This is a genomic window from Streptomyces sp. WAC07094 (genome assembly GCF_036320405.1).
Classification (GTDB): Bacteria; Actinomycetota; Actinomycetes; order Streptomycetales; family Streptomycetaceae; genus Streptomyces; species Streptomyces lannensis.
This window is the reverse complement of record NZ_JAVMJZ010000001.1, coordinates 6,660,700-6,686,673: the sequence shown is the minus strand read 5'-3', so window position 1 is coordinate 6,686,673 and position 25,974 is coordinate 6,660,700. Positions and strand designations below refer to the sequence as shown.

At 71.4% G+C, this 25,974-nt stretch carries 23 protein-coding genes and 1 tRNA gene; 13 read left to right on the top strand and 11 right to left on the bottom strand.

The genetic code is table 11. The features are described 5' to 3' along the window. The first annotated feature begins 26 nt into the window (after positions 1-26). From RCR19_RS29660 to RCR19_RS29630, 7 genes are all read left to right on the top strand, one after another. Entirely contained in the window at positions 27-815 is a 789-nt protein-coding gene (locus RCR19_RS29660) for an MIP/aquaporin family protein (RefSeq protein ID WP_331267915.1), read from the top strand. Between the two features lie 88 nt (positions 816-903). After that, on the top strand, positions 904-2,442 hold the full coding sequence (glpK, locus tag RCR19_RS29655; RefSeq protein ID WP_331267914.1) for a glycerol kinase GlpK: 1,539 nt from the start codon (positions 904-906) through the stop codon (positions 2,440-2,442). Between the two features lie 6 nt (positions 2,443-2,448). After that, the gene (locus tag RCR19_RS29650; RefSeq protein ID WP_331267913.1) at positions 2,449-4,056 is read left to right on the top strand and encodes a glycerol-3-phosphate dehydrogenase/oxidase; all 1,608 of its coding nucleotides are present in this window, start codon (positions 2,449-2,451) and stop codon (positions 4,054-4,056) included. A 142-nt stretch (positions 4,057-4,198) separates the two neighbouring features. After that, the gene (locus RCR19_RS29645; protein ID WP_331267912.1) at positions 4,199-4,960 is read left to right on the top strand and encodes a nucleoside phosphorylase; all 762 of its coding nucleotides are present in this window, start codon (positions 4,199-4,201) and stop codon (positions 4,958-4,960) included. After that, on the top strand, positions 4,957-6,258 hold the full coding sequence (locus RCR19_RS29640; protein WP_331267911.1) for an amidohydrolase: 1,302 nt from the start codon (positions 4,957-4,959) through the stop codon (positions 6,256-6,258). Before RCR19_RS29645 ends, RCR19_RS29640 begins: the two co-directional genes overlap by 4 nt. A 140-nt stretch (positions 6,259-6,398) precedes the next feature. Further along, entirely contained in the window at positions 6,399-7,070 is a 672-nt protein-coding gene (locus RCR19_RS29635; protein ID WP_331267910.1) for a FadR/GntR family transcriptional regulator, read from the top strand. A gap of 184 nt (positions 7,071-7,254) precedes the next feature. Continuing rightward, positions 7,255-8,226 carry a PAC2 family protein gene (locus tag RCR19_RS29630; protein ID WP_059125706.1) on the top strand — a complete coding sequence of 324 codons (972 nt, stop codon included), beginning with the start codon at positions 7,255-7,257 and terminating at the stop codon, positions 8,224-8,226. Positions 8,227-8,564: 338 nt separating this feature from the next. Here RCR19_RS29630 and mshC read toward each other — a convergent pair whose 3' ends face one another. The 4 genes from mshC to RCR19_RS29610 form a co-directional block, all read right to left on the bottom strand. Continuing rightward, positions 8,565-9,794 carry a cysteine--1-D-myo-inosityl 2-amino-2-deoxy-alpha-D-glucopyranoside ligase gene (gene mshC, locus RCR19_RS29625; RefSeq protein WP_331267909.1) on the bottom strand — a complete coding sequence of 410 codons (1,230 nt, stop codon included), beginning with the start codon at positions 9,792-9,794 and terminating at the stop codon, positions 8,565-8,567. A gap of 119 nt (positions 9,795-9,913) precedes the next feature. Further along, positions 9,914-10,732, bottom strand: coding sequence for an SCO1664 family protein (locus RCR19_RS29620; RefSeq protein ID WP_331267908.1), 819 nt, complete (start codon positions 10,730-10,732; stop codon positions 9,914-9,916). Continuing rightward, entirely contained in the window at positions 10,696-11,286 is a 591-nt protein-coding gene (locus RCR19_RS29615) for a DUF3090 domain-containing protein (protein WP_331267907.1), read from the bottom strand. Before RCR19_RS29615 ends, RCR19_RS29620 begins: the two co-directional genes overlap by 37 nt. 122 nt (positions 11,287-11,408) lie before the next feature. Further along, the gene (locus RCR19_RS29610; protein ID WP_331267906.1) at positions 11,409-12,095 is read right to left on the bottom strand and encodes a histidine phosphatase family protein; all 687 of its coding nucleotides are present in this window, start codon (positions 12,093-12,095) and stop codon (positions 11,409-11,411) included. 173 nt (positions 12,096-12,268) lie between these two features. Between RCR19_RS29610 and corA the strand changes: the two genes are divergently transcribed. Beyond that, positions 12,269-13,267, top strand: a complete 999-nt coding sequence (gene corA, locus RCR19_RS29605; protein ID WP_331267905.1) for a magnesium/cobalt transporter CorA — start codon at positions 12,269-12,271, stop codon at positions 13,265-13,267. Between the two features lie 38 nt (positions 13,268-13,305). Here the strand turns inward: corA and RCR19_RS29600 are convergent, their stop codons facing one another. Together RCR19_RS29600 and RCR19_RS29595 are read right to left on the bottom strand one after the other, a co-directional pair. Next, positions 13,306-14,094, bottom strand: a complete 789-nt coding sequence (locus RCR19_RS29600) for a ferritin-like domain-containing protein (protein ID WP_331267904.1) — start codon at positions 14,092-14,094, stop codon at positions 13,306-13,308. A gap of 215 nt (positions 14,095-14,309) precedes the next feature. Continuing rightward, the gene (locus RCR19_RS29595) at positions 14,310-15,365 is read right to left on the bottom strand and encodes an LLM class F420-dependent oxidoreductase (protein ID WP_331267903.1); all 1,056 of its coding nucleotides are present in this window, start codon (positions 15,363-15,365) and stop codon (positions 14,310-14,312) included. Between the two features lie 160 nt (positions 15,366-15,525). Between RCR19_RS29595 and RCR19_RS29590 the strand changes: the two genes are divergently transcribed. Together RCR19_RS29590 and RCR19_RS29585 are read left to right on the top strand one after the other, a co-directional pair. Next, positions 15,526-16,509 (top strand): aldo/keto reductase, encoded by a 984-nt coding sequence (locus RCR19_RS29590; RefSeq protein WP_331267902.1) that lies wholly within the window; start codon positions 15,526-15,528, stop codon positions 16,507-16,509. Then, positions 16,506-18,707: a helix-hairpin-helix domain-containing protein gene (locus RCR19_RS29585; RefSeq protein WP_331267901.1), complete on the top strand. Its 2,202-nt coding sequence runs from the start codon at positions 16,506-16,508 to the stop codon at positions 18,705-18,707. Before RCR19_RS29590 ends, RCR19_RS29585 begins: the two co-directional genes overlap by 4 nt. A gap of 116 nt (positions 18,708-18,823) precedes the next feature. Here the strand turns inward: RCR19_RS29585 and RCR19_RS29580 are convergent, their stop codons facing one another. Next, positions 18,824-19,513, bottom strand: a complete 690-nt coding sequence (locus tag RCR19_RS29580) for a hypothetical protein (RefSeq protein ID WP_331267900.1) — start codon at positions 19,511-19,513, stop codon at positions 18,824-18,826. Positions 19,514-19,560: 47 nt separating this feature from the next. On the opposite strand from RCR19_RS29580, the gene RCR19_RS29575 reads away from it, so the two are divergent. Continuing rightward, positions 19,561-19,749, top strand: coding sequence for a DUF5703 family protein (locus tag RCR19_RS29575; protein WP_005485166.1), 189 nt, complete (start codon positions 19,561-19,563; stop codon positions 19,747-19,749). 233 nt (positions 19,750-19,982) lie between these two features. Here RCR19_RS29575 and RCR19_RS29570 read toward each other — a convergent pair whose 3' ends face one another. From RCR19_RS29570 to RCR19_RS29560, 3 genes are all read right to left on the bottom strand, one after another. After that, on the bottom strand, positions 19,983-20,711 hold the full coding sequence (locus RCR19_RS29570) for a chaplin (RefSeq protein ID WP_331267899.1): 729 nt from the start codon (positions 20,709-20,711) through the stop codon (positions 19,983-19,985). Positions 20,712-20,880: 169 nt separating this feature from the next. After that, on the bottom strand, positions 20,881-21,114 hold the full coding sequence (gene chpH, locus RCR19_RS29565; protein ID WP_059125718.1) for a chaplin ChpH: 234 nt from the start codon (positions 21,112-21,114) through the stop codon (positions 20,881-20,883). A 187-nt stretch (positions 21,115-21,301) separates the two neighbouring features. Beyond that, positions 21,302-22,627 carry a M20/M25/M40 family metallo-hydrolase gene (locus RCR19_RS29560; protein ID WP_059125719.1) on the bottom strand — a complete coding sequence of 442 codons (1,326 nt, stop codon included), beginning with the start codon at positions 22,625-22,627 and terminating at the stop codon, positions 21,302-21,304. A gap of 186 nt (positions 22,628-22,813) precedes the next feature. Here RCR19_RS29560 and RCR19_RS29555 point away from each other — a divergent pair. Further along, positions 22,814-22,898: transfer RNA gene (locus RCR19_RS29555), tRNA-Leu, on the top strand. A 115-nt stretch (positions 22,899-23,013) separates the two neighbouring features. Further along, on the top strand, positions 23,014-24,741 hold the full coding sequence (polX, locus tag RCR19_RS29550; protein WP_331267898.1) for a DNA polymerase/3'-5' exonuclease PolX: 1,728 nt from the start codon (positions 23,014-23,016) through the stop codon (positions 24,739-24,741). Between the two features lie 63 nt (positions 24,742-24,804). Here the strand turns inward: polX and RCR19_RS29545 are convergent, their stop codons facing one another. Further along, entirely contained in the window at positions 24,805-25,935 is a 1,131-nt protein-coding gene (locus tag RCR19_RS29545) for a CapA family protein (protein WP_331267897.1), read from the bottom strand. Between the last annotated feature and the right edge of the window lie 39 nt (positions 25,936-25,974).

The window sequence follows — 25,974 nt, the reverse complement described above, 5'->3', positions numbered from 1 at the left end:
CTGGACGAAGGACAAAGGAGTCGCGGGTGTCCAGCTCCGACATCTTCATCGGCGAGACCATCGGTACCGCCATACTCATCCTGCTCGGCGGCGGCGTCTGCGCCGCAGTGACGCTGAAGGCCTCCAAGGCCCGTAACGCCGGCTGGCTCGCCATCGCTTTCGGGTGGGGCTTCGCCGTTCTGACGGCGGTCTACACCTCGGCACCTCTCTCCGGTGCCCACCTCAACCCGGCGGTGACACTCGCTCTCGCCATCAAGGACGGCGACTGGAGCAACGTCCCGGTCTACTGGGCCGGACAGCTGCTCGGCGCGATGATCGGCGCGGCCCTGGTCTGGGTCGTCTACTACGGCCAGTTCCAGGCCCACCTCACCGACAGAGAGGTCGTCGGGGGCCCGGGCGCTCAGGACACCAAGGCCGTCGAGGCCCAGGAGGCCCAGGCCGGTCCGGTGCTCGGCGTCTTCTCCACCGGTCCCGAGATCCGCAACGCGGTGATGAACCTCGCCACGGAGATCATCGGCACCGTCGTGCTGGTCCTCGCGGTGCTCACGCAGGGCCTCAACGACAAGGGCAACGGTCTCGGCAACCTGGGTGCCTTGATCACCGCACTGGTGGTCGTCTCCATCGGTCTCTCGCTCGGCGGCCCGACCGGCTACGCGATCAACCCGGCCCGCGACCTGGGCCCGCGCATCGTCCACGCTCTCCTTCCCCTGCCCAACAAGGGCGGCTCCGACTGGGGCTACGCCTGGATCCCGGTCGTCGGCCCGCTGGTCGGCGGCGCGATCGCCGCAGGCATATACAACGTCGCCTTCGCCTGAGAGAACTGACCTTCTCCGGACATCGCCTCTCAGCACCACGCGCCGTAAAGACAGCCCCTCTTATCCACGGACATCCCAGGAGCACACCGTGACCGACGCACACACCGCCGGCCCCTTCATCGCCGCCATCGACCAGGGCACCACGTCCTCGCGCTGCATCGTCTTCGACCGGGACGGCCGCATCGTCTCCGTCGACCAGAAGGAGCACGAGCAGATCTTCCCCAAGCCGGGCTGGGTCGAGCACAACGCCACCGAGATCTGGACCAACGTCCAGGAGGTCGTGGCCGGAGCCATCGAGAAGGCCGGCATCACCCGGGACGACATCAAGGCCATCGGCATCACCAACCAGCGCGAGACCACCGTGCTGTGGGACAAGAACACCGGTGAGCCCGTCCACAACGCCATCGTCTGGCAGGACACCCGCACGGACGCGCTCTGCAAGGAGCTCGGCCGCAACGTCGGCCAGGACCGCTTCCGCCGCGAGACCGGTCTGCCGCTGGCCTCCTACTTCGCCGGCCCCAAGGCCCGCTGGCTGCTCGACAACGTCGAGGGCCTGCGCGAGCGCGCCGCGGCGGGCGACATCCTCTTCGGCACGATGGACACCTGGGTCATCTGGAACCTGACGGGCGGTGTCGACGGCGGCCGCCACGTCACCGACGTGACCAACGCCTCCCGCACGCTGCTGATGAACCTGCACACCATGCAGTGGGACGAGAAGATCGCCGAGTCCATCGGCGTCCCGCTGACGATGCTGCCCGAGATCCGCTCGTCCGCCGAGGTGTACGGCGAGATCACCGGCGGACGCCTCGGCGAGCTGCTCGGCGGCATCCCGGTCGCCTCCGCGCTCGGCGACCAGCAGGCCGCCCTGTTCGGCCAGACCTGCTTCTCCGAGGGCGAGACCAAGTCCACCTACGGCACCGGCACCTTCATGGTGATGAACACCGGTGACAAGCTCATCAACTCCTACTCGGGCCTGCTGACCACGGTCGGCTACCAGATCGGCGACCAGAAGCCGGTCTACGCCCTGGAGGGCTCGATCGCGGTCACCGGCTCCCTGGTGCAGTGGATGCGCGACCAGATGGGCCTGGTCAAGACCGCCGCCGAGATCGAGACCCTCGCGCTCACGGTCGAGGACAACGGCGGCGCCTACTTCGTGCCGGCCTTCTCCGGCCTGTTCGCCCCGTACTGGCGCTCCGACGCCCGCGGTGTGATCGCCGGCCTGACCCGTTACGTCACCAAGGCGCACCTCGCGCGCGCCGTCCTGGAGGCGACCGCCTGGCAGACCCGCGAGATCGCGGACGCCATGACCAAGGACTCGGGCGTGGAGCTGTCGACCCTGAAGGTCGACGGCGGCATGACCTCCAACAACCTGCTGATGCAGACGCTCGCGGACGTCCTGGACGCGCCGGTGGTGCGCCCGATGGTCGCCGAGACCACCTGCCTCGGCGCCGCCTACGCCGCCGGTCTCGCCGTCGGCTTCTGGAACAGCACCGACGACCTGCGCGCCAACTGGCGCCGCGCCGCCGAGTGGACGCCCCACATGGACGCGGATACCCGCGACCGTGAGTACAAGAACTGGCTCAAGGCCGTCGAGCGGACCATGGGCTGGATCGAACACGAGGAGTAGACAGCGATGACCACCCTGCAGAGTGTCCCGGCTCTGGGGACACACCCGGCCTTCGGCTCCAACCCGAGCCGCGCCGAGACCAGGGAACAACTGTCCAGGGCGACATTCGACCTCCTGGTGATCGGCGGCGGAATCCTGGGCATCTCCACTGCCTGGCATGCCGCGCAGTCGGGCCTGCGGGTGGCGCTGGTGGACGCCGGCGACTTCGCCGGCGCCACCTCGTCCGCCTCCTCCAAGCTTCTCCACGGCGGACTGCGCTATCTGCAGACCGGCGCGGTGAAGCTCGTGGCGGAGAACCACTTCGAGCGCCGTGCGGTCTCCCGTCAGGTGGCCCCCCATCTGGCGAATCCGCTCACGTTCTACCTCCCCGTGTACAAGGGCGGGCCGCACGGCGCGGCGAAGCTCGGGGCGGGCGTCTTCGCCTACTCCGCGCTGTCGGCGTTCGGTGACGGCGTCGGCCACCTGCTGTCGCCGGCCAGGGCGCAGCAGGACGTGCCGGAGCTGCGCACCGAGAACCTCAAGGCCGTCGCCGTCTACGGCGACGACCAGATGAACGACGCGCGCATGGCGCTGATGACCGTCCGTGCGGCCGTCGAGGCGGGTGCCGTCGTCCTCAACCACGCCGAGGTCACCGGACTGCGCTTCACCAAGGGACGGGTCACCGGCGCCGATCTGAGGGACGGCCAGTCCGGCGACGAGTTCGGGGTCGACGCGCGGCTGGTGCTCAACGCGACCGGCCCCTGGGTCGACCACCTGCGCAGGATGGAGGACCCGAAGGCGGCGCCCTCCATACGCCTGTCCAAGGGGGTGCACCTGGTGCTCAAGCGCACCTCCCCCTGGAAGGCGGCACTGGCCACGCCGATCGACAAGTACCGCATCACCTTCGCCCTCCCCTGGGAGGACATGCTGCTGCTCGGCACCACCGACGAGCAGTACGAGGGCGATCCGGCCGAGGTCTCGGTGGGCGAGAAGGACATCGCGCAGATCCTCGACGAGGCGGCCTTCTCGGTCCGCGACCAGCAGCTCCAGCGCGATCTGATCACCTACTCCTTCGCCGGTCTTCGGGTGCTTCCCGGCGGCCCCGGCGACACCGCCAAGGCCAAGCGCGAGACCGTCGTCACCGAGGGCAGGGGCGGCATGCTGTCCGTCGCAGGCGGCAAGTGGACCACGTTCCGGCACATCGGCCGCACGGTCATGAAGAAGCTGGAGGCGCTGCCGGGCCGCCCGCTCGGCGACGACTTCGAGCCGATCTCCACGCTGCCGAAGCGGCTGCCGCTGCCGGGCATCGCCAACCCGCGCGCGGTCGCCCACCGGCTGGTCGTCGACGGTCCCGCGCCCGGTCCGCGCATGGCACCCGACACGGCCAAGCACCTTGCGACCCACTACGGTTCGCTGGCCTTCGACATCGCCCGGCTGGCCAACGAGAACCCGGAGCTGGGCGAGCGCGTGCACCCGGACGCCCCCGAGATCTGGGCGCAGGTCGTCTACGCCCGCGATCACGAGTGGGCCGAGACGGTGGACGATGTGCTGCGCCGGCGCACCACGCTGACGATCCGCGGCCTGGCCACGGACGAGGTGCGCGGGCAGGTCCAGAACCTGCTCGACAAGCGGTAGGCGACCCGAGCCGAGGGGCGGCCCCCGGGGGCCGCCCCTCGCTCATGTCCCGGCATCCCGCTTGCGTACGGTGTCCGGGTGCGCGGTGCGCGCCCGCCGTGCACCGCTCCCCCCGCACCCGCCGATCCGCTGGAGTCGCCTCATGACGCAGACCCTGTCGCCCGTCACCCGCATCCCCAACACCGGGCTGCCGCCGTACGCCGTTCTCGTGGGCGACCCGGCGCGTGCGGCGACGGTCGCCGCGCTGCTCGAGGACGCCGCGGAGGTCTCCCACCACCGTGAGTACCGGGTGTTCACGGGCAGCTGGAAGGGACTTCCGGTGACGGTGGCCTCGCACGGGGTGGGCGCGCCGGGCGCGATCCTGCTCTTCCAGGAACTGACGGACGCCGGGGTCCACACCCTCGTCCGGCTCGGCACGGCGGGCGCGATGAAGGCGGGGATCGCCGACGGGGATCTGGTGATCGCGGAGGCGGCCGTGCGCGACGACGGGGTGACCGGCCAGCTGCTGCCCCCCGAATACCCGGCGGTCGCGGCGCCCGAGGCGGTTCTCGCCCTGCAGCGCGCGGCCCGGGAGGCGGGTGCGCCGCACCACCGCGGGATCGTGTGGACCCGGGCGGCCTTCCAGCCGGGGCTGATCCCCCTGGACGCGTACGAACGGGCCGGTCTCGCGGCGATCGAGATGGAGCTGTCCGCGCTGCTGGTCACCGCCTCCCTGCGTGGGCGGGTCGCGGGTGGCGTGCTGGTCGTGGACGGCGTCAACGCCGATGAACTGACCGACGAGAAGGCTGCTTTCTCCACGGGCGGCTACGACCCGCACCGCGATGTGGTCGCGCGGGGTGTGGAACGCGGGGCGGTCGTGGCGCTGGAGGCGCTGCGGCTGCTCGAGGAGGGGAACGCGCGATGAGCGAGCGCATCGATCTGCTGGTGCACGGCGGCGACGTCCTGACCGTCGACGCCACCGGAACCGTCGTACCCCAGGGCGCCGTCGCCGTGCGCGACGGCGCGATCCTCGAGGTCGGCCCGGCCGAACGGCTGCGGGAGCGCTACAGCGCGGACGAGGACGTCGACTCCGTGGGCTGCCTGGTCCTGCCGGGCCTGGTCAACGCGCACACCCATCTGGCGATGACGCTGCTGCGGGGCCGCGCCGACGACGTCACCCTCCAGGGCTTCCTGGAGCGTGTGCTGCGCTGGGAGGCGGAGCTGCTGTCGCCGGGGAACATCGCGGTGGCGGTGCGCGCGGCGATCGCCGAGAGCGTGCGCGCCGGGGTGACTTCGGCCCTCGACATGTACTGGTTCCACGAGGCGGCGGAGCGGGTGGCGCGGGAGGCGGGCTGGCGGCTGCTGACCGGGCCGACCTTCATGGACGTCCCCGGCTCCCCCGACGGCCGGCCGTACGGGGAGCGCCTGGAGTGGGCGCGCCGTGACCTGGCCGCACGGACAGCGGACCGGCCGGGGACGCGGCCCGTGCTCTTCGCCCACTCGGCGTACACCCTCGGGCCCGAGCAGCTCGTCGAGATCGCCGCGCTCGCGCGTGAGTTCGGGGCGCTGCTGCACATCCATGCGGCGGAGAACGCGGCCGAGGTCGAGACCGTCGAGCAGCGCTACGGCAAGCGCCCGGTGGAACTGCTCGACTCGCTCGGTCTGCTCGGCCCCGATCTGCTGCTGGCCCACGCCGTCGACCTGACCGGTCCGGAGATCACGGCGCTGGGCCGCACGGGTACCTCGGTGGCGCACTGCCCGGTGTCCAACCTCAAGCTGGGCTGCGGGATCGCACCCGTGCCGCGGCTGCTGGACGCGGGGGTGACCGTGGGTCTCGGCACGGACGGGGCGGTGAGCTCGAACACGCTGGACGTGCTCGGCGCGGTACGGCAGGCGGCCCTGGTGCACAAGGCGGCCGGGGACCCGACCGCGGTCGGGGCCGAGCAGGCGGTGCGGATGGCGACCGCCGACGGCGCCCGTGCGCTGGGTCTCGGCGACCTGCTGGGGTCCCTGGAGGCGGGCAAACGGGCCGATCTGATCGTCCTCGACCTCGGCGGACCGCATCTGCGGCCACGGCACGACCCGTGGTCGGCGCTCGCTTACGCGGCGCAGTCCGCCGACGTACGGGACACGGTCGTCGACGGCCGGATCCTCATGCGGAACCGGGTGCTGACGACGCTCGACGAGAAGGCGGCGCTGGCGGAGTTCGAGGCGCTGGACTGAGCCGGGCCCGTCGTGTCGGCACAGGGTCTCCCGCGGTGCCGGGCCCCCTCGACGACATCGGGATTCCTTGCCCCGTTCAGCCTACTGAACCCCCATAATGACCGAGACATCGGATGTCTGAGCGTACAGGGAGGGCCGCCATGGCAGTCACCGATGAGGCGATCGAAAAGATCAAGGGGATGATCGTCTCCGGCGCCCTGCGACCGGGCGACCGCCTGCCGAAGGAGAGCGAGCTCGCCGCCGAGCTCGGTCTCTCCCGCAACTCCCTGCGCGAGGCCGTACGCGCCCTGTCGCTGATCCGGATCCTGGACGTGCGGCAGGGCGACGGCACCTATGTGACGAGCCTCGACCCCCAGCTCCTGCTGGAGGCCCTGAGCTTTGTCGTGGACTTCCACCGCGACGACACCGTGCTGGAGTTCCTCGCGGTGCGCCGCATCCTGGAGCCGGCCGCGACCGCCATGGCGGCGGCCCGTATCAGCGAGCAGCAACTGGACGCGTTGACGGCGCAGTTGGACAAGCTGGGCCCCGAGCCGTCGGTGGAGGAACTGGTCGCCTGCGACCTGGAGTTCCACCGGGGCATCGTGCAGACCTCCGGCAACTCGGTGCTGTGCTCCCTGCTGGACGGGCTCTCCGGACCCACCACCAGGGCCCGGATCTGGCGCGGTCTGACGCAGGAGGACGCGGTCAGCCGCACTCTGCACGAGCACCGGGCGATCCTCGGTGCCCTGCGTGACCGCGACGCGGAGGCGGCCCGCTCATGGGCGACCGTGCACATCGCGTCCGTCGAACAGTGGCTGCGCTCGACGCTGTGACCGTCCGCGGCCCGGACCGGGGACGGGCCGGTCGGAGAGGGCATCCTCCGACGATCATGGGTGTTCGACGACGCCGTAGTGGGCAGTGATCCGTTCACTCCCCTGTGCAAGGGGGCTGCGGGCGTCCCCGCCGCACACCGTAAGGTTGGGACGTACGCGAGGGCACGTTGGAAGGAGGCACTGGGTGATCGAGCTCGAGGGGGTTCCCGAGCTGATCGACCCGGTCATGGTGGCCGCGTTCGAGGGCTGGAACGATGCCGGCGACGCCGCCTCCACCGCGGTCGCGCATCTGGACAGGGAGTGGAAGGGCGATGTGTTCGCGGCGCTGGACGCCGAGGACTACTACGACTTCCAGGTGAACCGCCCCACTGTGTTCATGGAGGCCGGGGTCCGCAAGATCACCTGGCCCACGACCCGGCTCTCCGTCGTCCGTGTGGGCGGCGAGAAGCCCCGCGACCTGGTACTGGTCCGCGGTATAGAACCGTCGATGCGCTGGCGCTCGTTCTGCAACGAGCTGCTGGGCTTCGCCCACGAACTGGGCGTGGAGCTGGTGGTGATCCTGGGCGCCCTGCTCGGGGACACCCCGCACACGCGTCCGGTCCCGATCAGCGGAACCACGTCCGACGCGGACCTGGCCCGCCGGATGGACCTGGAGGAGACCAAGTACGAGGGTCCCACCGGCATCGTCGGCGTGCTGCAGGAGGCCTGTGCGCACGCGGGAGTCCCGGCCGTGTCCCTGTGGGCGGCGGTGCCGCACTACGTGTCGCAGCCGCCGAACCCGAAGGCGACGCTGGCCCTGCTCAACCGCCTGGAGGACCTGCTGGACCTGCGCATCCCGCTCGGTGAACTGCCGGAGGACGCGCGCGCCTGGCAACTGGGCGTGGACCAGCTCGCCGCCGAGGACAGCGAAGTCGCCGAGTACGTGCAGACGCTGGAGGAGGCCCGGGACACCGCCGAGCTGCCGGAGGCGTCGGGCGAGGCCATCGCCCGCGAGTTCGAGCGCTATCTGCGCCGGCGCGACGTGAGCCCGCCCGGCGGGCACGCCACGGCGGAGGGCGACACCGGCCCGTTCCGCCTCGACAACCCGGGCGGGCGCCAGCGTCCGCCGAAGCCGCCGCGGTCCGGCGGCGAGGACGAGGACTCCTCGGAGGACTAGAGGACGAGAAGGGGGCGGTGCGCCGATGCGCACCGCCCCCTTCTCGTCCTTCGTACCGGAATTCCCGGGCCGCCCCGGTCGACGCGGCACAGGAGAAGGCCGATCGCGGTCCACCCGGCCGGTCCGTCTCCGGCGCCGAGCCGTGAGGGCGTGTGTGCCGGCCGTCGCGGTGCTGCGCGAGCCTCCCCGACTTCCGCCGCGGCTACGGCCGTTGGACCGGCCCCTCGCGGCGCGGACCCCGCGGTGAACAGGGAGCGGGCCCCCTGCCGAAACCGCCGAGCGGCGCCGGGCGGGGTGATGCCCCGCCCGGCGCCGCTCGCACGGACGCGGGGGACGATTCAGAGCGCCACGCCGAGCAGCGCGTCCACAGCGCGCGAGACGACACCGGGCGCACCGGTGTCCGTGCCCCCGCTCTGCTGCTGGAGCGCCGCCCAGCGGTCGACCGCGGCGAGTGCGGCCGGGGCGTCCAGGTCGCTCGCGAGGGCTTCGCGGATCTCCTCCACCAGCGTCTCGGCGGGCGGCCCGTCGGGCCGCGAGACGGCGGAGCGCCAGCGCTCGAGCCGTGCCTCGGCGTCCCGCAGGACCTGGTCGGTCCACTCCCAGTCGGAGCGGTAGTGGTGGGCGAGCAGCGCCAGCCGGATCGCCGCCGGGTCGACGCCGTCGCGCCGCAGCTGGGACACGAAGACCAGGTTGCCCCTGGACTTCGACATCTTCTCGCCGTCCAGCGCGACCATGCCCGCGTGGACGTACGCCTTGGCCATCGGGTATTCGCCGGTCAGCACCTGGGCGTGCGAGGCGCCCATCTCGTGGTGCGGGAAGGCGAGGTCGGAGCCGCCGCCCTGTACGTCGAAGCCCATGCCCAGGTGGTCCAGGGCGATGGCGACGCACTCGATGTGCCAGCCGGGGCGGCCGTTGCCCAGTGAGCCCCCGTCCCAGCTCGGCTCTCCCGGGCGGGCGGCCATCCAGAGCATCGGGTCGAGCGGGTTCTTCTTGCCCGGGCGGTCCGGGTCCCCGCCGCGTTCGGCGGACAGCAGCCGCATGGCGGCGGCGTCCAGGTTGGACACCTCGCCGAAGTGCGGGTCCGACTCCACGGAGAAGTAGATGTCGCCGTCGAGTTCGTACGCGGCTCCGGCGTCCCGGAGCCGTTCGACGAGCGGCACGATGCCGGGTATCGCCTCCACCGCCCCGATGTAGTGGCGGGGCGGCAGCATCCGCAGGGCGGTCATGTCCTCGCGGAAGAGCGCCGTCTCCTTCTCGGCGAGAGCGACCCAGTCGACGCCGTCGCGCTCCGCCCGCTCCAGCAGCGGGTCGTCGACGTCGGTCACGTTCTGGACGTAGTGAACCTGCCGCTTGGTGTCGAGCCACACGCGCTGAACGAGGTCGAACGCGTTGTAGGTCGCCGCATGACCCATGTGGGTCGCGTCATAGGGGGTGATGCCGCAGACGTAGATGCGGGCGACGGGACCGGGGTCGAGGGTGACGGGACCACCGGTCGCGGTGTCGTGGATCCTCAGGTCGCGGCCCTGACCAGGCAGGGCGGGGACCTCGGAAGCGGGCCAGGCATACATGCCTTGAGCGTAACCGGCCGGAACTTCCCCCTACGAACCGGACCGGGCCGGATGGCCGGGAAGGCGTTCTTGCGCGTCGCCGCCCCGTGTGCCTGCCGTGCGGACGCACCGGCCGCTCCTCACACCGGCGGCCAGGGAATCGCGGGCCACTCCCCGCTGGGTTCCGGATGTCTTCCCGACTCCAGCAGCGCCGCCACCCGCGCACGAGTGGCCTGCACCTCCGCCGGGGTCAGCAGCTCGCCCAGCCGCAGGGCCAGCGCCGCACCCTCCTCCAGGGACTCCTTGAGGCCCTTGAGGACCTCGACGGCCTCCCCGGTCAGCGGCTCGCCCGCCCAGCCCCACAGCAGCGTGCGCAGCTTGTTCTCGGCGTTGAAGGTGACCCCGTGGTCGATGCCGTACAGGCGTCCCTCGCCGCCGGGCAGCAGATGCCCGCCCTTGCGGTCGGCGTTGTTGATGACGGCGTCCAGGACGGCCAGTCGCCGCAGCCGCTCGTCGTCGGCGTGCACGAGCAGGGCTGTCCTGCCCTCGCCCACGTCGGCGAGGCCGATTGCCTTCCAGCCCTCCTCCGCCTCCTCGCCCTCCACCAGGGCGAGCAGCTCGGCATCCGGCTGCCCCTCGATCCACAGCTGGCACATGCCCTGGCCGTAGGGCCCCTCGCGCAGCACGGTGGGCGGGACGAGCCCCCAGCCGGTCGCCTCGGACACCTCGTAGGCCGCGACCTCGCGCTGCGCCAGTGTGCCGTCCGGGAAGTCCCACAGGGGCCGCTCGCCCGCGACGGGCTTGTAGATGCAGGCGGCTTCCCGCCCGTCGTAGGAGACCGTGCAGTACAGCGCCGCGTTGGAGGCGTCACGGATGCGTCCGACCACGGCGAGCTCGCCCTCGGCGAGCAGCTCTGCCGTGGTCACGCTCCGCGGCGGTATCCGTTCTGGCGCGGACATACGTGTCCTTCCGGGTCGAGCGGGAGACTGCACAGCGGGCACGGCGGGCGGCCGGCGTTGACGACGTCGAGGGCGCGTTTGGCGAAGGCCCTGGCCTGGGCGCCGGTGAGCCGGACGCGAAGCATCGGCGGCCCGTTCTCCTCGTCCTGGAGCAGCCGCTCCTCGGCCTCGGCCAGGTCCTCCTCGGAATCGGCGTCGAGCTCGACGAGTGCCTGGGCCTCGACGACCATGCGCTGTTCCTCGCCGTCCCAGGCCAGTGCCATGGTGCCGACGCGGAACTCCTCGTCGATCGGGGTGTCGAGCGGAGCCGTGTCCGAGATCTCCGTGGGGGCCACGGCCGGTACGGACGCGCTGCCGCCGCTACGGCGCACGACTTCGTCGAGAAGCTCGTCCATGCGCTCGGCGAGCGCCGCGACCTGGGTCTTCTCCAGGGCCACGCTGGTCACCCGGGGTCCGGACGTGGCCTGCAGGAAGAAGGTACGGCGCCCGGGCAACCCGACCGTACCGGCCACGAAGCGGTCCGGGGGGTCGTAGAGGAACACCTGACGGGACACGTCCTGTCTCCATTGGATCGGGATCGGGGCCGGCTGACCGCGCCGGTCCGCTTCGGTTGCTGACTACTGCTGCTGACAACTACTGCGCTGGTGCGCCCGCTTCACCCTACTGCGGCCGACGATCACGGGGCGCCCGCGCCGCCCCCGACCGCGGCATCCGAACCGGAGGGTTCCTCACGCGGCACGAGAGAGGTGAAATCGCCGGTGTCCCCGAGACGAACGAGAAATGGCCTCAACCGGGTGTAGCGGATCGCGGTGATGGAACACGGTTCGACGGAGATCCGCTGGAAGAGGTCGAGATGAAGGCCGAGTGCGTCCGCGACGAGGGACTTGATGATGTCACCGTGCGAGCACATGACATACACGGCGTCGGGACCGTGGTCGCGCTCGATGCGCTCGTTCCACTCGCGCACCGCCTCCGCGGCCCGGGTCTGCATGGCCCGCATCGACTCACCGCCCGGGAAGGCGGCCACCGACGGATGGGCCTGGACGACCTCCATCAGCGGCTCGTCCTTCAGCTCGGCGAGCTTGCGTCCGGACCAGTCGCCGTAGTGGCACTCGCCGATGCGGTCGTCGGCGTGCACGGGCAGCCCCGGACGGGCGTCGAGCAGCGGCTGGACGGTCTCCCGGCAGCGTTGCAGAGGGCTGGTGACCACCTCCGCGAGCGGCAGTGCGGCGAGTCGCCCGGGCAGGGCGGCGGCCTGTTCTGTGCCGCGCTCGTCGAGGGCGACGCCGGGCGTCCAGCCGGCGAGGAGTCCCGCGGTGTTGGCGGTGGAGCGTCCGTGCCGGACGAGGATCAACGTGGGCATGACGTCCAGCCTAAAGGGACGCCTCCGAAAGCCGGGCCGGTGGTGGGAGCGGCGGCGGTCGAGGGGAGGCGGGCCCGATGGGGTCCGCCGGGTCGGCGACGGCGCCGGGCGGCGGGAGCCCTCGAAGAGTCCTCGGCATGCGCCGGTGCCCGGCCGACAGGAGAATACGCTCCGTGATCATCGACTGCGCCATCTACCGGGACGGGCGCCGCACAGAGAGCCCCGAGGACCTCTCCGACGCCCTGAACGAGGCGCGTGCCGCTTCCGACACATTCTTGTGGATCGGCCTGCACGAGCCGACGGAGAACGAGTTCGACCTGGTCACCCAGGAGTTCGGGCTGCATCCGCTGGCGGTCGAGGACGCACTGAAGGCGCACCAGCGCCCCAAGCTGGAGGTGTACGACGACTCGCTGTTCGTGGTGCTCAAGCCGGTGTCCTACGAGCCGCGCAGCGACACCGTGTCCACCGGCGAGCTGATGCTCTTCCTCGGCGACTCCTTCGTGGTGACCGTGCGCCATGGCGAGCACATGCCGCTCGCCCGCCTCCGGCGCCATCTCGAGGAGCAGCCGGAGATGCTGCGGCACGGCCCCACGGGGGTGCTCTACTCGATCGCGGACTCGATCGTCGACCACTACCTGGACGTGGCGACCGAGCTGCAGACCGACCTGGAGGAGCTGGAGGCGGAGGTCTTCTCACCCTCCGGTGGCGGCTCCCACCACACGGCCTCGCGGATCTACACCTTCAAGCGGCAGATCCTCGAGTTCCGGCGGGCCACGGTCCCGCTGGCCCCGCCCCTGTCCCGGCTGGCGGGCCAGGGGACGTACGGGACGACGGTGCCCTTCGTGCAGGAGAAGTCACGGCCCTTCTTCCGCGACGTCTCCGACCACCTGGCCCGGGTGAACGAGTCCGTGGAGGCCCTGGACCGGCTGGTGTCCGACATCCTCTCGGCCCATCTCGCGCAGGCGAGCGTGCGGCAGAACGACGATGTGCGGAAGATCTCGGCGTGGGCGGCGATGGCCGCGGTCCCCACGATGATCGCGGGCATCTACGGAATGAACTTCGACCACATGCCCGAGTTGCACTGGCTCTGGTCGTACCCGGCGCTGATCCTGGCGATGGCGGCCGTCGAAGTGCTGCTCTACCGGACGTTCAAGCGGCGCGGCTGGCTGTGAGGCCGTCCTTCCGTTCCGCACGCGCGGCGACGGGCGGCTCAGGCGAACTCGTGCGCCTGCGCGGCGGGACCGCCGAGCGCGTCGCGCCGCTCCGGCATCCTCAAGGTCACCATCCGCCGCCATCCGGCGATGCGCTCGTAGAGGTACACGGCGCGGATCCCCGCCGCGAGCATCGCCGACCTGGCCGCGGGCCAGCCGAGGATGCGCCCCATGTGGGCCATGACGGCGAGACTGACGTCCCGGTGGACGCGGATCTCCGCGAACGCGCACGCGCGCAGCGTCCGCCGGATGAACCGGCTGTGTCCGGCGGCCGCGAAGCGCAGCAGTTCCTCGTTGGAGTACGCCAGGTGGTTGTCCTCGTCCTGGGAGATCATGCGTACGGCCCGGCCGATCTCGGGATGGTCCGTGAAGTACGTGCGCAGCATCGCCATCTGCTCCGCGGCGCGCTGTTCGGTGACCCTGCTGTGTGCCAGATAGGTGATGACGTCCTGCACCGACAGCGGGCGGTCGGCCTTGAGCTTCTCGTGCGCGAGACCGATGCCCCGCTTCTCGAGGAGCATCGTGTAGTCGGTCTCGGGCGGTACGGGAACGGGGGCCAGGCCGCGCTTCCTCATCAGCGCGTTGAAGATGCGTCCGTGCTTGTCCTCGTCCGCGCCGTGACGCACGATCCGTGGAACGAGCGCCCGCTCGCTCTCCGGCACGAGTGCGGCGATCCGGCCGTTCTCCCAGCCGCCCTGCGACTCCCCGCTGGCCGCGATCGAGCAGAACAGGCGGAAGGATTCGTCGTTCTCGAGGATCTCCTCGAACAGACTCTTCGCCGAAAGCATGGTGGGCACCTCTCTGCAGGACTCCGCAAAGAGAGAGTCAAATGCCGTCGTGGAGGTGGTGCAACAGCTGTGCGGGGAGGCTGCGCCGAACGGAGGAGCGTCCCGGTCCTGTCGATGCCGTAACCGCTCGGAGCCCGGCGCGTTGTTCCCCGTGACGGCCGTGGCGGGGTGGACCCCCGAGCCCCCACCACGGCCGTGGAGACCATTCGCCCCCGTCAGGCGAGTCCGGCCCGCTCCAGGGCCTCGGACCCGGCACGCAGAGAGGCGATCCGCTCGTCGAGGGTGAAGCCCGCGGGAGCCAGGGTGAGGGTGGTGACGCCGACTTCGGCGTAGGCCTTCATCCGGTCGGCGATGCGGTCCACCGAGCCCAGCAGGGTGGTCCGGTCGATCAGCTCGTGCGGCACGGCGGCGGCGGCGCCCTGCTTGTCCCCCGACAGGTACTTGTCCTGGATCTCGGCGGCCGCCTGCTCGTAGCCCATGCGCCTGGCGAGCTGGTTGTAGAAGTTCTGCTTGCGGCTGCCCATGCCGCCGACGTACAGAGCGGTGTACGGGCGGAAGGTGTCGGCCAGGGCCGTCACGTCCTTGTCGTCGCCCACCGCGAGGGGGAGCGTGGGGCAGACGTCGAAGCCCTCTAGGGTCTTGCCCGCCTTCTCGCGCCCCGCGCGCAGGTAGCTGATCGCCGTCTCCTCGAGGTGGTCCGCCGAGGGGAAGATGAGCAGCGCCCCGTCGGCGATCTCGCCGGTCTGCTCCAGGTTCTTGGGGCCGATCGCGGCGATGTAGAGGGGGATGTGCTCGCGCTGGGGGTGCACGGTCAGCTTGATCGGCTTGCCGGGACCCCCGGGCAGCGGGAGGGTCCAGTGCTCGCCCTCGTACGACAGCCGCTCGCGCGTCATCGCCTTCCGCACGATCTCCACGTACTCGCGGGTGCGGGACAGCGGCTTGTCGAACTTGACGCCGTACCAGCCCTCGGATACCTGGGGCCCCGAGACCCCGAGACCGAGGCGGAAGCGGCCACCGGAGAGCGAGTCGAGAGTGGCGGCGGTCATCGCGGTCATCGCGGGCTGGCGGGCCGGGATCTGGAAGATGGCCGAGCCGACGTCGATGCGCTCGGTCTGGGCGGCGACCCAGGTGAGCACGGTGGCCGCGTCGGAGCCGTAGGCCTCGGCGGCCCAGCACACCGCATAGCCGAGCCGGTCGGCCTCCTGGGCCACGGCGAGATTGTCGCCGTCCATTCCGGCACCCCAGTAGCCGAGGTTGATCCCGAGCTGCATGGCCGATTCCCCTTACCGATCAGTAACGTCCGTTGTCGGCAGACCATAGCGCGGTGTCCTCCACGGTAGGGAGAGCGACGCATCTCTCGCCCCGCGGCAGGGCAACTCGGTTGTCCACAGGCCCCCCACGGGCCGAGCTCAGGCCGTAATCTCGGCGTTCATGGAGCAGAGGCATCTCGGCCGTACCGGCCTTCGCGTGTCCCGGATCGGACTCGGCACCCTGACGTGGGGGCGTGACACGGACGAGCACGACGCCGCGGAGCAGTTGAAGGTGTTCTGGGAGGCGGGCGGGACCCTCGTCGACACGGCCGACGTGTACGGGGACGGGGAGGCCGAGTATCTGCTCGGGCAGCTGATGGACGGCCTCGTGCCGCGCCGGGACCTGGTCATCTCGACGAAGGCGGGGAGCGTGCCCGACCCCGACCGCCGGTTCGACGGCTCGCGCGGCCATCTGCTCGCCGCGCTGGACGCCTCGCTCGCCCGTCTCGGCACGGACTACGTCGACGTGTGGCACATCCACGCCTTCGACCCCTCCACCCCGATGGAGGAGACCCTGCACGCGCTCGACCTCGCCGTGGCCAGCGGCCGGGCCAGATACGCGGGTGTGTCCAACTTCTGCGGCTGGCAGCTCGCCAAGGCGGCGACATGGCAGCTCGCCGCCCCGGGCATACGGACCCGCCTCGCCAGTACGCAGATGGAGTACTCGCTGCTGCAGCGCGGTGTGGAGCGCGAGGTGCTGCCCGCCGCACTGGACCTGGGGGTCGGGCTGCTGCCGTCCTCCCCGCTCGGCCGCGGCGTGCTGACCGGCAAGTACCGGCAGTCGACGCCCGCCGACTCACGCGGCGCCTCCGAGCACATGGCCCCGTTCGTGGAGCCCTACCTCGACGACACGGCGAGCAGCATCGTGGACGCGGTGCAGACGGCCGCCGACGGGCTGTCCGCCACGCCGCTCCAGGTGGCGCTGGCATGGGTTCGCGACCGGCCTGGCGTGGTCGCGCCGATCGTCGGCGCGCGCAACGCACAGCAGCTGTCGGCGGCACTGTCAGTGGAGGCACTTAGTCTTCCTGACGAGATCTGCCGGGCGCTGGACGACGTGTCCGCCCCGGTGCACCGCTATCCCGATCACGACTGGAGCACGCTGTGAGCACGGACCCGGAGACCAGGGAGACGTCCCCCCAGCCGGAGGACGGGACCGGGCAGGACACGGGCCGGACCGAGGCGGAGACGGCTCCCGGGGGCGAGGACAGGGACGGCGCGGTCGCGGCGCCCGCCGGCGAGGGCGCCGCCGCGCCCCAGCGGTCCGAGGCGGAGGCCGAGCTGGCCGCCCAGCGCATCGAGCGGGAGCGGATCGAGCAGCGGAAGGCCCACAAGCAGGGGCCGGTCGAGGCCGGCACGAAGCTCAGCGGGAAGGCGGCCGACCTGCTGGCGGCGGTAAGGGCCGTGGAGAGCGGTGAGAAGCCGGTCCCGAGCGCGTTCCGGGAGCCGGCCCCCGCGCCACGCCGTGCCGCCCCCGAGCCCGAGCGGCCCGCACGGCCCGTCGCACCGCCGCAGCCGCCCACCGCCCCGGGCACAGAACTCGTCGCGGCCGTGCGTGCCCTGCTGACCGGGGCAGGAGCGCCCGACACGCTCGCGCCCCAGGTCGCCGCGGTCCTCGGCGAGACGGCGGACGCGCGCCTGCAAGCGGATCCCTGGCAGTTGCTGCGCGTCACGGGGGTCAGGCCGGAGCAGGCCGACGGCTTCGCCCGGGCCCTGCTCGGCGCCGAGTGCCGTCCGGACGACGACCGACGGGCCCGCGCGATGACGGTCTGGCTGCTGGAGCAGGCCGCTCTCGCCGGACACACCGCCCTTGAGGTCCCGGCTCTCGAGGCAGCGCTCGACCGGTGCTCGGTGCCGGACCCGGACGCGGCCGTGCAGAGCGGCATCGCGGAGGGCGAGGTCCTGGTCTTCCAGGACGCCCTGGAGACGACCGGACCGGGCACCGCACCGGTCGAGGGGGCTGCCGGGGAGGGCGAGGAGGAGGACGAGGAGCGTCCGGTCCGGGTCCTGATCGGCCTGGAGATGTACGCGCTCGCGGAGGAGAGCCTCGCCGACGGACTGGCCCGGTTGATCAACTCCGTGCCGAAGGAGAACGGTTCGGCCGACGCCTGGGAGCGGGCGGCCCGCTCGGCGACCGGCGCCGCAGGGGAGCTGATCCGCGCGGTCGCGGGCCATGGCCTTGTGCTCCACACCGGCGGGGAGGCCTCGCGCATCGAGCCGGCCACGCTGCTGTACGCGGCGCATGACCTCGGAGTGCGCGCCTGGGCGGCCACGCACAGCCCTGCCGGGCGCGACGCGTTCGCCGAGCTGCGGGACCGGCTCGACCTGCCCGACACCGCGACGACGCACCCGGCGCTCACCACGGTCGCGGGGCTCCTGTCCGGCGCCGAGGGCCCGGGGCGGGACGCGGACGGTGCGCTGGACCTCGACCTGCTCGTCGTGCTTGACGCCCCTCAGCTGGACGTCGAGTCGGCCGCGCTGCTCACCGAGTCGCTGCCGGACGGCGTGCGCCTGGTGCTGAGCGGTGACCCGGGAGTGCTGTGGTCGGCCGGCCCCGGGCGGGTGTTCGCCGATCTGCTCACCGCCCGTGCGTGCCCGCAGATCTCCTCGAGGACCCCCGACCCCGGCCCGATCGGGGAACTCGTCTCCTCGGTCGGCATCGGTGAGCTCCCACAGGTCGACGCGCCCGGCAAGGAGGTCGTGATCGTGCCGGTGCGGGACGCCGGGGAGGCGGTGCACCGGACCGTTCAGCTGGTCGTGGACTCCGTGCCGCGCGCGATCGGGATCCCCGCGCAGGAGACACAGGTCATCACGCCCGGCCATGGCGGAGCGGCGGGGACCCGTGTCCTGAACGCGGCGCTCAAGGAGCGGCTCAACCCGGGCCCCGGCCGTTTCGGGGGCTTCGACGCCGGCGATCGGATCGCCTACTCCCCCGCCCCGGGCCGTACGGTCCAGGGGCATGTGGTGACAGCGGACGCGGAGGGGCTGCACCTGGAGTGCTCGGGCGAGCCCGTCGTCGTACCGAAGGAGCGGGTGGACCAGACCGTGCGGCACGGCTGGGCGCTCACCGCGCACCAGGCGGTGGGGCAGCGGTGGCCCGCGGTGGTCGTGGTGCTGCCCGGTGATGCCGCCCAGGCGCTGAGCAGACCCTGGGTGTACACGGCCTTCGGCAGGGCGGACCGCCATCTGTCAGTCGTCCATGGAGTGGAGCAGGCGCTGCCGCGCGCCGTGGCCGAGACCCCGGCCAAGCCACGGACCACCCGCCTGCCCCTGCTGCTGCGGGGCCAGTTCCCGACGACGGGCTGATCCGAGCGCCCGGCTCCCCGCCTGCGAGGTCTTGATGCGGTAAGGGGAGGTGCTGCTCGGCACCTCCCCGGCCGGGCAGCGCGGTGCCCGGAAACTCCCCGCCCGGCCCGGGCGGGCTAGCGGTCGACCTCCAGCGGTTCCAGGTCCTCGTCGTCCTCCAGCTCCGATACGGGCCCGAAGTCGTCCTCGAGGTCGTCGTCAGGTTCGTCGTCGAAGACCGTGCTCACATCGAAGCGGCAGACCACACGCTGCGGATCGACCTGCTCGAAGGGTGCCTCCAGCCAGTCACCCGGTTCCGCGGGTTCGTCCGCGGCCGTCACCCACAGCGTGGAGTCGCCCTCCTCCAGCCCGAACTCCTTGTGCCGGGAGGCGATCTCGTCGGGTTCGAACTCTCCGAAGAGGACACCCACCGCGCCGTGGACGCTGCCGGCCGATGATCCGCGCACACCGTCCTCGTCCGCGGCCTCCACACGCCGTGCCTGCGCCAGCAGCCGCTCGGGCTCCGCCACGGCGTAGTCGCGGCGGATCAGCACACTGAGCGCGTTCGGTTCCTCGGGGCCGGTGTACGGAGGCAGCGCGTCCTCCACACCGGGGATCTCGAAGGGTGTGACCTCGTCATACCGGTCGTACAACAGTTCGTCGTACTCCTCGGCCGCCGCGGCCAGCTCGTTGAACGCCTCGTAGACGGCCGGGTCGTCGTCACCCGTCCTGCGCTCGATCGCCGCCAGGTGGCGGTCGAGCGCGGTCTTGACCGCCTCTACGGCGGCGCGTACCTCGGCAGCTGTGGGCTGCGCAGCATCAGACATAGAGCAGACGCTATCCGTACCGGGCCCCAGCCCGCACAATAGATGCGATGCCGGAATACGAATTTGTCGACGTGTACGTACCGCGCGGGGTGTCCCGCAAGGACGCCACACGCCTTCTCACGGATCATGCCGAGTACGGACACTGGGAGTTGGACCGCCTGAGCCTGCTGCGTGACGGTAGCCGCAGGGTGCGGCTGCGCCGGCGGATCATCCGCCAGGTGCGCGCCACGTGGTGAGCGAAGACGGCTGAAACGGATCGGGCCCCGCCAGAGCGGGGCCCGATCCGTTTCAGCAGGCCACCGGGGAAGGATGTGGCACTGCTGTCCATATTGTCCGGTTCGGAGCTATGTGCCCCCGACCGCGCTCACCGAGGGTGTCGATCAGCCGACGGGCCCCGCGTCCGCCACCGCGCGAGGCCCGCCCCGAAGGGCGACGCGTCGCGCGGTGGACATGGCGGCGGGCCAACGGCTCACCTGCTCGTGCGCGCCCGGCGGTAGAGCAGCACGCCACCGAGCAGCGCCGCAGCACTCGCCGGCACCATGACGCCGACCGGGAGGTCGCTACCGGTCTCGGCGAGCTGCGAGCCGCCGGTGGGGGTGAGGGACTGCGTACCGGGCTGGTTGACCTGGGTCGACCCACCACCACCGGGAGGCGTGACACTGCCGCCACCACCGGGAGGCGTCGTACCGCCACCGCCGGGAGGCGTGGTCCCGCCGCCGCCACCACCGGGAGGCGTGGTGCCGCCACCGCCACCGGGCGGGTTGGTCGAGTGACCGCCGCCCGGGATGTTGCCGCAGTGGTTGCCGGTGGCCGGGTTGCCGACACCGACCACGTTCACGCTGTTGCCGCAGGCGTTCACCGGGATGTCCACCGGGACCTGCACATGGTTGCCGGAGCCGACGCCGGGCGAGCCGCCGGTGTGCCCGCTCGCGTGGGAGCCGCCGGTTCGGCTGCCGCCCGCGTTGGCGCACATGTTGCCCGCCGCCGGGTTGAGCAGCCCGATCACGTTCACGGTGTTGCCGCAGACGTTCACCGGGATGTGTACGGGTACTTGCACCGAGTTGCCCGACAGCACGCCGGGCGAGTTGGTGGCCGATCCGTGCGCACCCGAGTCCGCGTGCGCATAGCCGCCGGTGACGGCGAGAACGCCGGTCGCCGCCGCCACCGTCATCAGGCCCTTACGGGTGACCTGTCGCATTGCTGATTCCCTGTCTTCGACCTTGCGTGGACCTTCTGGAACGCGGCCGCGCGCCGAAGGCGCGGCCGCGAGGGCAACCGGTCGGGCCCCGGAGCGCATGGCACACACTCCGGGGCCGACTCACTCAGCCCCTCACGGGGTGAGGCCCCTCATGGGATGGGGCACAACGTCAGTTGTTGATGCACGTGTTGCCGAAGGCGGGGTTCAGCAGCCCGATCACCGAGATCGTGTTGCCGCAGACGTTCACCGGGACGTGCACCGGGACCTGGACGACATTGCCGGACACGACACCCGGGGAGTTCAAGGCGGCACCCTGGGCACCCGAATCGGCGACGGCCAGACCCGCACCCGCGAGAACCAGACCACCGGTGGCAGCCGCAGCAGCGACGACCTTCTTGATCATTCTTCCTCCTTGTTGGCAAAAGCGATCCAAGCCTCGGACCACATCACCTGTAACGAGGAGGGAGTAATGGAGCTACGAGCTTATGGTCGCATTCACTCGTCCTGGTCGATCTCCGTACGTGCTGGCGAATACTGCGGCCTCGTTTCGGCGTGCAAACCGGGACGGAACCCAGGGAGTCGGCCGGGCATCAGGCGGAGTCGAGGAATCGGTCGAGGACCCGCACGCCGAACTTGAGCGCGTCCACCGGGACCCGCTCGTCGACACCGTGGAACATGCCCGCGAAGTCGAGCTCCGGCGGCAGCTTCAGCGGCGCGAAACCGAAGCCGCGGATGCCGAGGTCGTCGAAGGACTTGGCGTCCGTCCCGCCGGAGAGCATGTACGGGATGGCCTTCGCGGCGGGGTCCTCGGCGAGCAGGGCCGACTGCATCGCCTCGACGAGCGCCCCGTCGAAGGTCGTCTCGACGGCCTTGTCGGAGTGCAGGTCCTCACGCCTGACCGTGGGCCCGAGGATGGTGTCGAGGTCCGCGAGGAACTCCTCCTCGAACCCGGGCAGGAATCGGCCGTCGACATGGGCGGTGGCCTCGCCCGGGATGACGTTGACCTTGTATCCGGCGCCCAGCTGCGTGGGGTTGGCCGTGTTGCGCAGGGTCGCGCCGATGAGCTTGGCGATGCCTCCGAGCCTGGCGAGGGTCGCCTCCATGTCGTCCGCTTCGAGCTCGATGCCGAGCGCGTCGCCGAGTTCGTCGAGGAAGGCCCGGGTGGTCTTGGTGACCCGCACCGGGAACTCGTGCCGCCCGAGCCGCGCGACCGCCTCGGAGAGCTCGGTGATCGCGTTGTCCCGGTGGATCATGGATCCGTGCCCCGCCGTGCCGGCCACGGTCAGCTTCATCCAGTGCATGCCCTTCTCGGCCGTCTGGATCAGATACAGCCGCCGCTGCTCGTTCACGGTGAACGAGAACCCGCCCACCTCGCTGATCGCCTCGGTCACGCCCTCGAAGAGATGGGGGTGCTTGTCGACGAGATACCGGGCGCCGTAGGTGCCGCCCGCCTCCTCGTCCGCGAGGAACGCGAGGACGATGTCCCGCGGCGGCCTGCGTCCGCTGCGCAGCCGGTCGCGGACGACCGCCAGCGTCATGGCGTCCATGTCCTTCATGTCGACCGCGCCGCGGCCCCACACGCACCCGTCGGCGATCTCGCCGGAGAAGGGGTGGTGCGTCCAGTCGTCGGCGTTGGCCGGTACGACGTCGGTGTGGCCGTGGATCAGCAGGGCGGGGCGCGAGGGATCCTCGCCCTCGATGCGGGCGACCGTGGAGGCGCGCCCCTGGTGGGACTCGAAGATCTGCGGTTCGAGCCCGACTTCCGCAAGCTTCTCGGCGACGTACTCGGCGGCCCCGCGCTCGCCGGGTCCCGAGTGGTCGCCGTAGTTGCTGGTGTCGATCCGGATAAGCTCGCGGCAGAGGTCCACGACCTCGTCCTCGCCGGTGACGCTCCTGGCCGTGTCCTTGTCGGTCACGCTGCTTCCTCCCGGTGTCACTGCTGGTGGTACCCCACATCCTCTCTCCGACCCCCGCCCCGCCCCAAGACCGTGCCGGCTCCGTCACGCGGCGTTCACGCCGGAACAGGGCGTGATCGAACGCCCCCGAAAGCCTGGTAATGTTTCCTTCGTCGCCGCGGGGGAAGCCCGCACGACAGACACCTTGTCCGGGTGGCGGAATGGCAGACGCGCTAGCTTGAGGTGCTAGTGCCCTTTATCGGGCGTGGGGGTTCAAGTCCCCCCTCGGACACTCTCAGCATTCATGGTGCCGACCGATTCCGGTCGGCACCATGTGCGTTTTCCGGTCGTCGGTGGACGCCGTCTCCGCTGGCCCGCCGAGCACGCCCCTTCCTAGACTCGGAGGTGTGGCCCGGCCCAACGAAGAGGTCGAAGCGCTCCTCCAGGAGTACGCGGACCTCGTCGCGATCACGGGAGGCGACGCGTTCAAGGTGCGCGCCTACGAGAAGGCCGCACGCGCGATCGGCGGCCATCCCGCCGACGTCTCGCGTCTGGACGCCGACGGGCTGCGGGACATACCGAACGTGGGCAGGTCGATCGCCGAGAAGGTGCTGGAGTACCTGCGCACCGGCAGGGTCTCGGCGGTCGAGGAGCGCCGGGCGAAGATCCCCGCCGGGGTACGGGAGCTCATCACCATCCCCACCCTGGGTCCGAAGAAGGCCATGAGGCTCTACGAGGACCTGCACATCTCGTCGGTGGGCGAACTGGCGGCGGCCATCGAGGCGGACGCACTGCACGATCTCAAGGGCTTCGGCGACAAGACGCAGGAGAACATCCGGCACGGCATCGCACTGATGCAACAGGCGGGCGGGCGCATCCCGTTGCACCTCGCGCTCGAGACCGCCGAGGAGATCGTCGCCGAACTCTCGGCAGGAAGCGGCTGCAGGCGCTGCGCCTACGCCGGGTCCCTGCGCCGGATGAAGGAGACCGTCGGCGACATCGACGTCCTTGTCGCCGCGCAGCGGTCGGGGCCCTTCATGGACGCTCTCACCGCGCTCCCGTCCACCGCGGAGGTGATCGCGCACGGCAGGAAGAAGACGTCCGTCCGCACCACCAAGGGCGTCCAGGTGGATCTGCGGGTCCTGCCGCCCGACTCGTGGGGTGCCGGACTTCAGTACTTCACCGGGTCCAGGGCCCACAACATCCGCACCCGCACCCTCGCCGTCCGTCAAGGGCTGAAGCTCTCGGAGTACGGCCTGTTCGACGTGGACAGCGGGGAGTCGCTCGCCTCCCGGTCCGAGGAGGAGGTGTACGCCAGGCTCGGACTGCCCTGGATACCGCCCACGCTGCGGGAGGACCGGGGGGAGATCGAGGCCGCGCTGCGCGGGGAGTTGCCGGACGTCGTGACCGAACGCAGCGTCCGCGGTGATCTGCACACCCACACCGACCTCACCGACGGTCTCGCGCCGCTGGAGGAGATGGTGACGGCCGCAGCCGAACGCGGCTATGCGTACTACGCGGTCACGGACCACGCACCCAACCTGTACATGCAGCGCATGACCGACGAGAAGATCCTCGCCCAGCGCGAGCGGGTACGGGCGCTGGACGGCTCCCGGCACCGGATGCGGCTGCTGCACGGTACCGAGCTCAACATCGGCCCCGACGGCGGCGTGGACTGGCCGGAGGAGTTCCTCGCCGGCTTCGACCTCTGCGTCGCCTCCGTGCACTCGCACTTCGATCTGGGCCGCCGGGAGATGACCGCGCGGCTCGTACGGGCCTGCGAGAACCCCCATGTCAACATCCTCGGCCATCCGACCACGCGGCTGATCGGCAGGCGGAAGGGGCTCGACGCCGACTGGGACGAGGTGTTCGCGGCCTGCGCCCGCAGCGGAACCGCGCTGGAGGTCAACGCCCAGCCCGACCGGCTCGACCTGTGCGACGAGGACATCCTGCGGGCCAAGGAGCACGGCGCGAAGTTCGCCGTGAACACCGACGCCCACTCCGTTCTCCACCTCGCCCACCTGCGCTACGGCATCGGTACCGCGCAACGCGGCGGACTCACCCCCGACGATGTGATCAACACCTGGCCGCTGCGCAGCCTGCGCAGGTTCCTGCGCAAGGGCGCGTCCGCGTGAACGGCCCGGGGTCCGCCGCGGCAGGACGCCGGTCCGGGACACGGGCCGTGCCGCCGTCACGGCTCACACGGGCCACGTCGCGCGCAGGGGGCGGAGCGTGAGCGTGCCGTCGGGCCCGGCGTCGACGCGGGAGCCGAACTGCCTTCCGTGCCGGTCGAGTACGTCGCACAGCCACCGTGTGTCCTCGGGCGTGGCGTGCTCCAGCCGCATCCTGCGCGCCTGGAGGGGCACCATGCGCACTCCGGTGAGCCGGCCCGAGTCCGGCTCCATCGACACCAGGTACAGCAGTCGCAGGTCGTCGCGGTAGCCCTCGTGGCCGCCGATGCCCTCGTAGTCGTCGACCAGGTCGCCGCAGCCGTACAGGACGAGCCGGCCCCGGTACGCCTCCAGCGGACGCGGATGGTGCGAGGAGTGCCCGTGCACGATGTCGACGCCCGCGTCGACGAGCGCATGGGCGAAGGCGATCTCGGCGCGGTCCACGCCGTAGCCCCAGTTGGCGCCCCAGTGCACGGAGACCACCGCGATGTCGCCCGGGCGCTTCGACTGCCGCAGGCGGCCGGCGAACGCCGCCGCGGCCCCCGCCGACGGCCCCTCGACGAAGGCGACGCCGGAGCGGTCCTCGCCGGCGGCCCAGTCGTCCGGGATCCCGCTGGACGCCGTCCCCAGGGAGAACACCAGCAACCGGCCGCCCGTCGCCAGGGGAACGACCGCCGGGCGCCCCGCAGCGACGGCGTCCCGGCCCGCCCCCGCGGTCCGCAGTGCCGCTCCCGCCAGACAGTCGAGCGTCTCCTCGAGTCCACGCCGGCCGAAGTCGAGGACATGGTTGTTGGCGAGGGCGCAGACGTCCGGTCGCACGGCGGCAAGGCACGGCAGGTTGCCCGGGCTCATCCGGTAGTGGACGCCCTTGTCGGGCGCGAAGTCCCCGTCCCGGGTGACGGAGGTCTCCAGGTTGATCACCCGCACGTCGGGGGCGGCGGCGTCCAGTTCGGGCAGCGCCACGCCCCAGGGCCATCGGAAGGGGACCGGCCGGGGAATGAGCCCGTTCGCCTCCTCGGCCAGGCCGACATAGGCCCGGGCGTCGCGCACGTACGACTCCCGCAGCGCCGGATCTCCGGGGTGCGGAAGGATCTGGTCGACGCCCCGGCCGAGCATCACGTCACCGCCGAGGAACACGGTGACGGTGTCACCGGGCACCCTCCCAAGCTAAGTCGGCCGGGGGCGCGGTGCGAGCGA

What these genes read in the sequence shown, in the direction of transcription:
- RCR19_RS29650 (WP_331267913.1), top strand. Translation starts at nt 2,449, where the DNA reads ATGACCACCCTGCAGAGTGTCCCGGCTCTGGGGACACACCCGGCCTTC.
- RCR19_RS29645 (WP_331267912.1), top strand. Translation starts at nt 4,199, where the DNA reads ATGACGCAGACCCTGTCGCCCGTCACCCGCATCCCCAACACCGGGCTG.
- RCR19_RS29640 (WP_331267911.1), top strand. Translation starts at nt 4,957, where the DNA reads ATGAGCGAGCGCATCGATCTGCTGGTGCACGGCGGCGACGTCCTGACC.
- RCR19_RS29635 (WP_331267910.1), top strand. Translation starts at nt 6,399, where the DNA reads ATGGCAGTCACCGATGAGGCGATCGAAAAGATCAAGGGGATGATCGTC.
- mshC (WP_331267909.1), bottom strand. Translation starts at nt 9,794, where the DNA reads ATGTATGCCTGGCCCGCTTCCGAGGTCCCCGCCCTGCCTGGTCAGGGC.
- RCR19_RS29620 (WP_331267908.1), bottom strand. Translation starts at nt 10,732, where the DNA reads ATGTCCGCGCCAGAACGGATACCGCCGCGGAGCGTGACCACGGCAGAG.
- RCR19_RS29610 (WP_331267906.1), bottom strand. Translation starts at nt 12,095, where the DNA reads ATGCCCACGTTGATCCTCGTCCGGCACGGACGCTCCACCGCCAACACC.
- RCR19_RS29600 (WP_331267904.1), bottom strand. Translation starts at nt 14,094, where the DNA reads ATGCTTTCGGCGAAGAGTCTGTTCGAGGAGATCCTCGAGAACGACGAA.
- RCR19_RS29595 (WP_331267903.1), bottom strand. Translation starts at nt 15,365, where the DNA reads ATGCAGCTCGGGATCAACCTCGGCTACTGGGGTGCCGGAATGGACGGC.
- RCR19_RS29590 (WP_331267902.1), top strand. Translation starts at nt 15,526, where the DNA reads ATGGAGCAGAGGCATCTCGGCCGTACCGGCCTTCGCGTGTCCCGGATC.
- RCR19_RS29580 (WP_331267900.1), bottom strand. Translation starts at nt 19,513, where the DNA reads ATGTCTGATGCTGCGCAGCCCACAGCTGCCGAGGTACGCGCCGCCGTA.
- RCR19_RS29575 (WP_005485166.1), top strand. Translation starts at nt 19,561, where the DNA reads ATGCCGGAATACGAATTTGTCGACGTGTACGTACCGCGCGGGGTGTCC.
- RCR19_RS29570 (WP_331267899.1), bottom strand. Translation starts at nt 20,711, where the DNA reads ATGCGACAGGTCACCCGTAAGGGCCTGATGACGGTGGCGGCGGCGACC.
- chpH (WP_059125718.1), bottom strand. Translation starts at nt 21,114, where the DNA reads ATGATCAAGAAGGTCGTCGCTGCTGCGGCTGCCACCGGTGGTCTGGTT.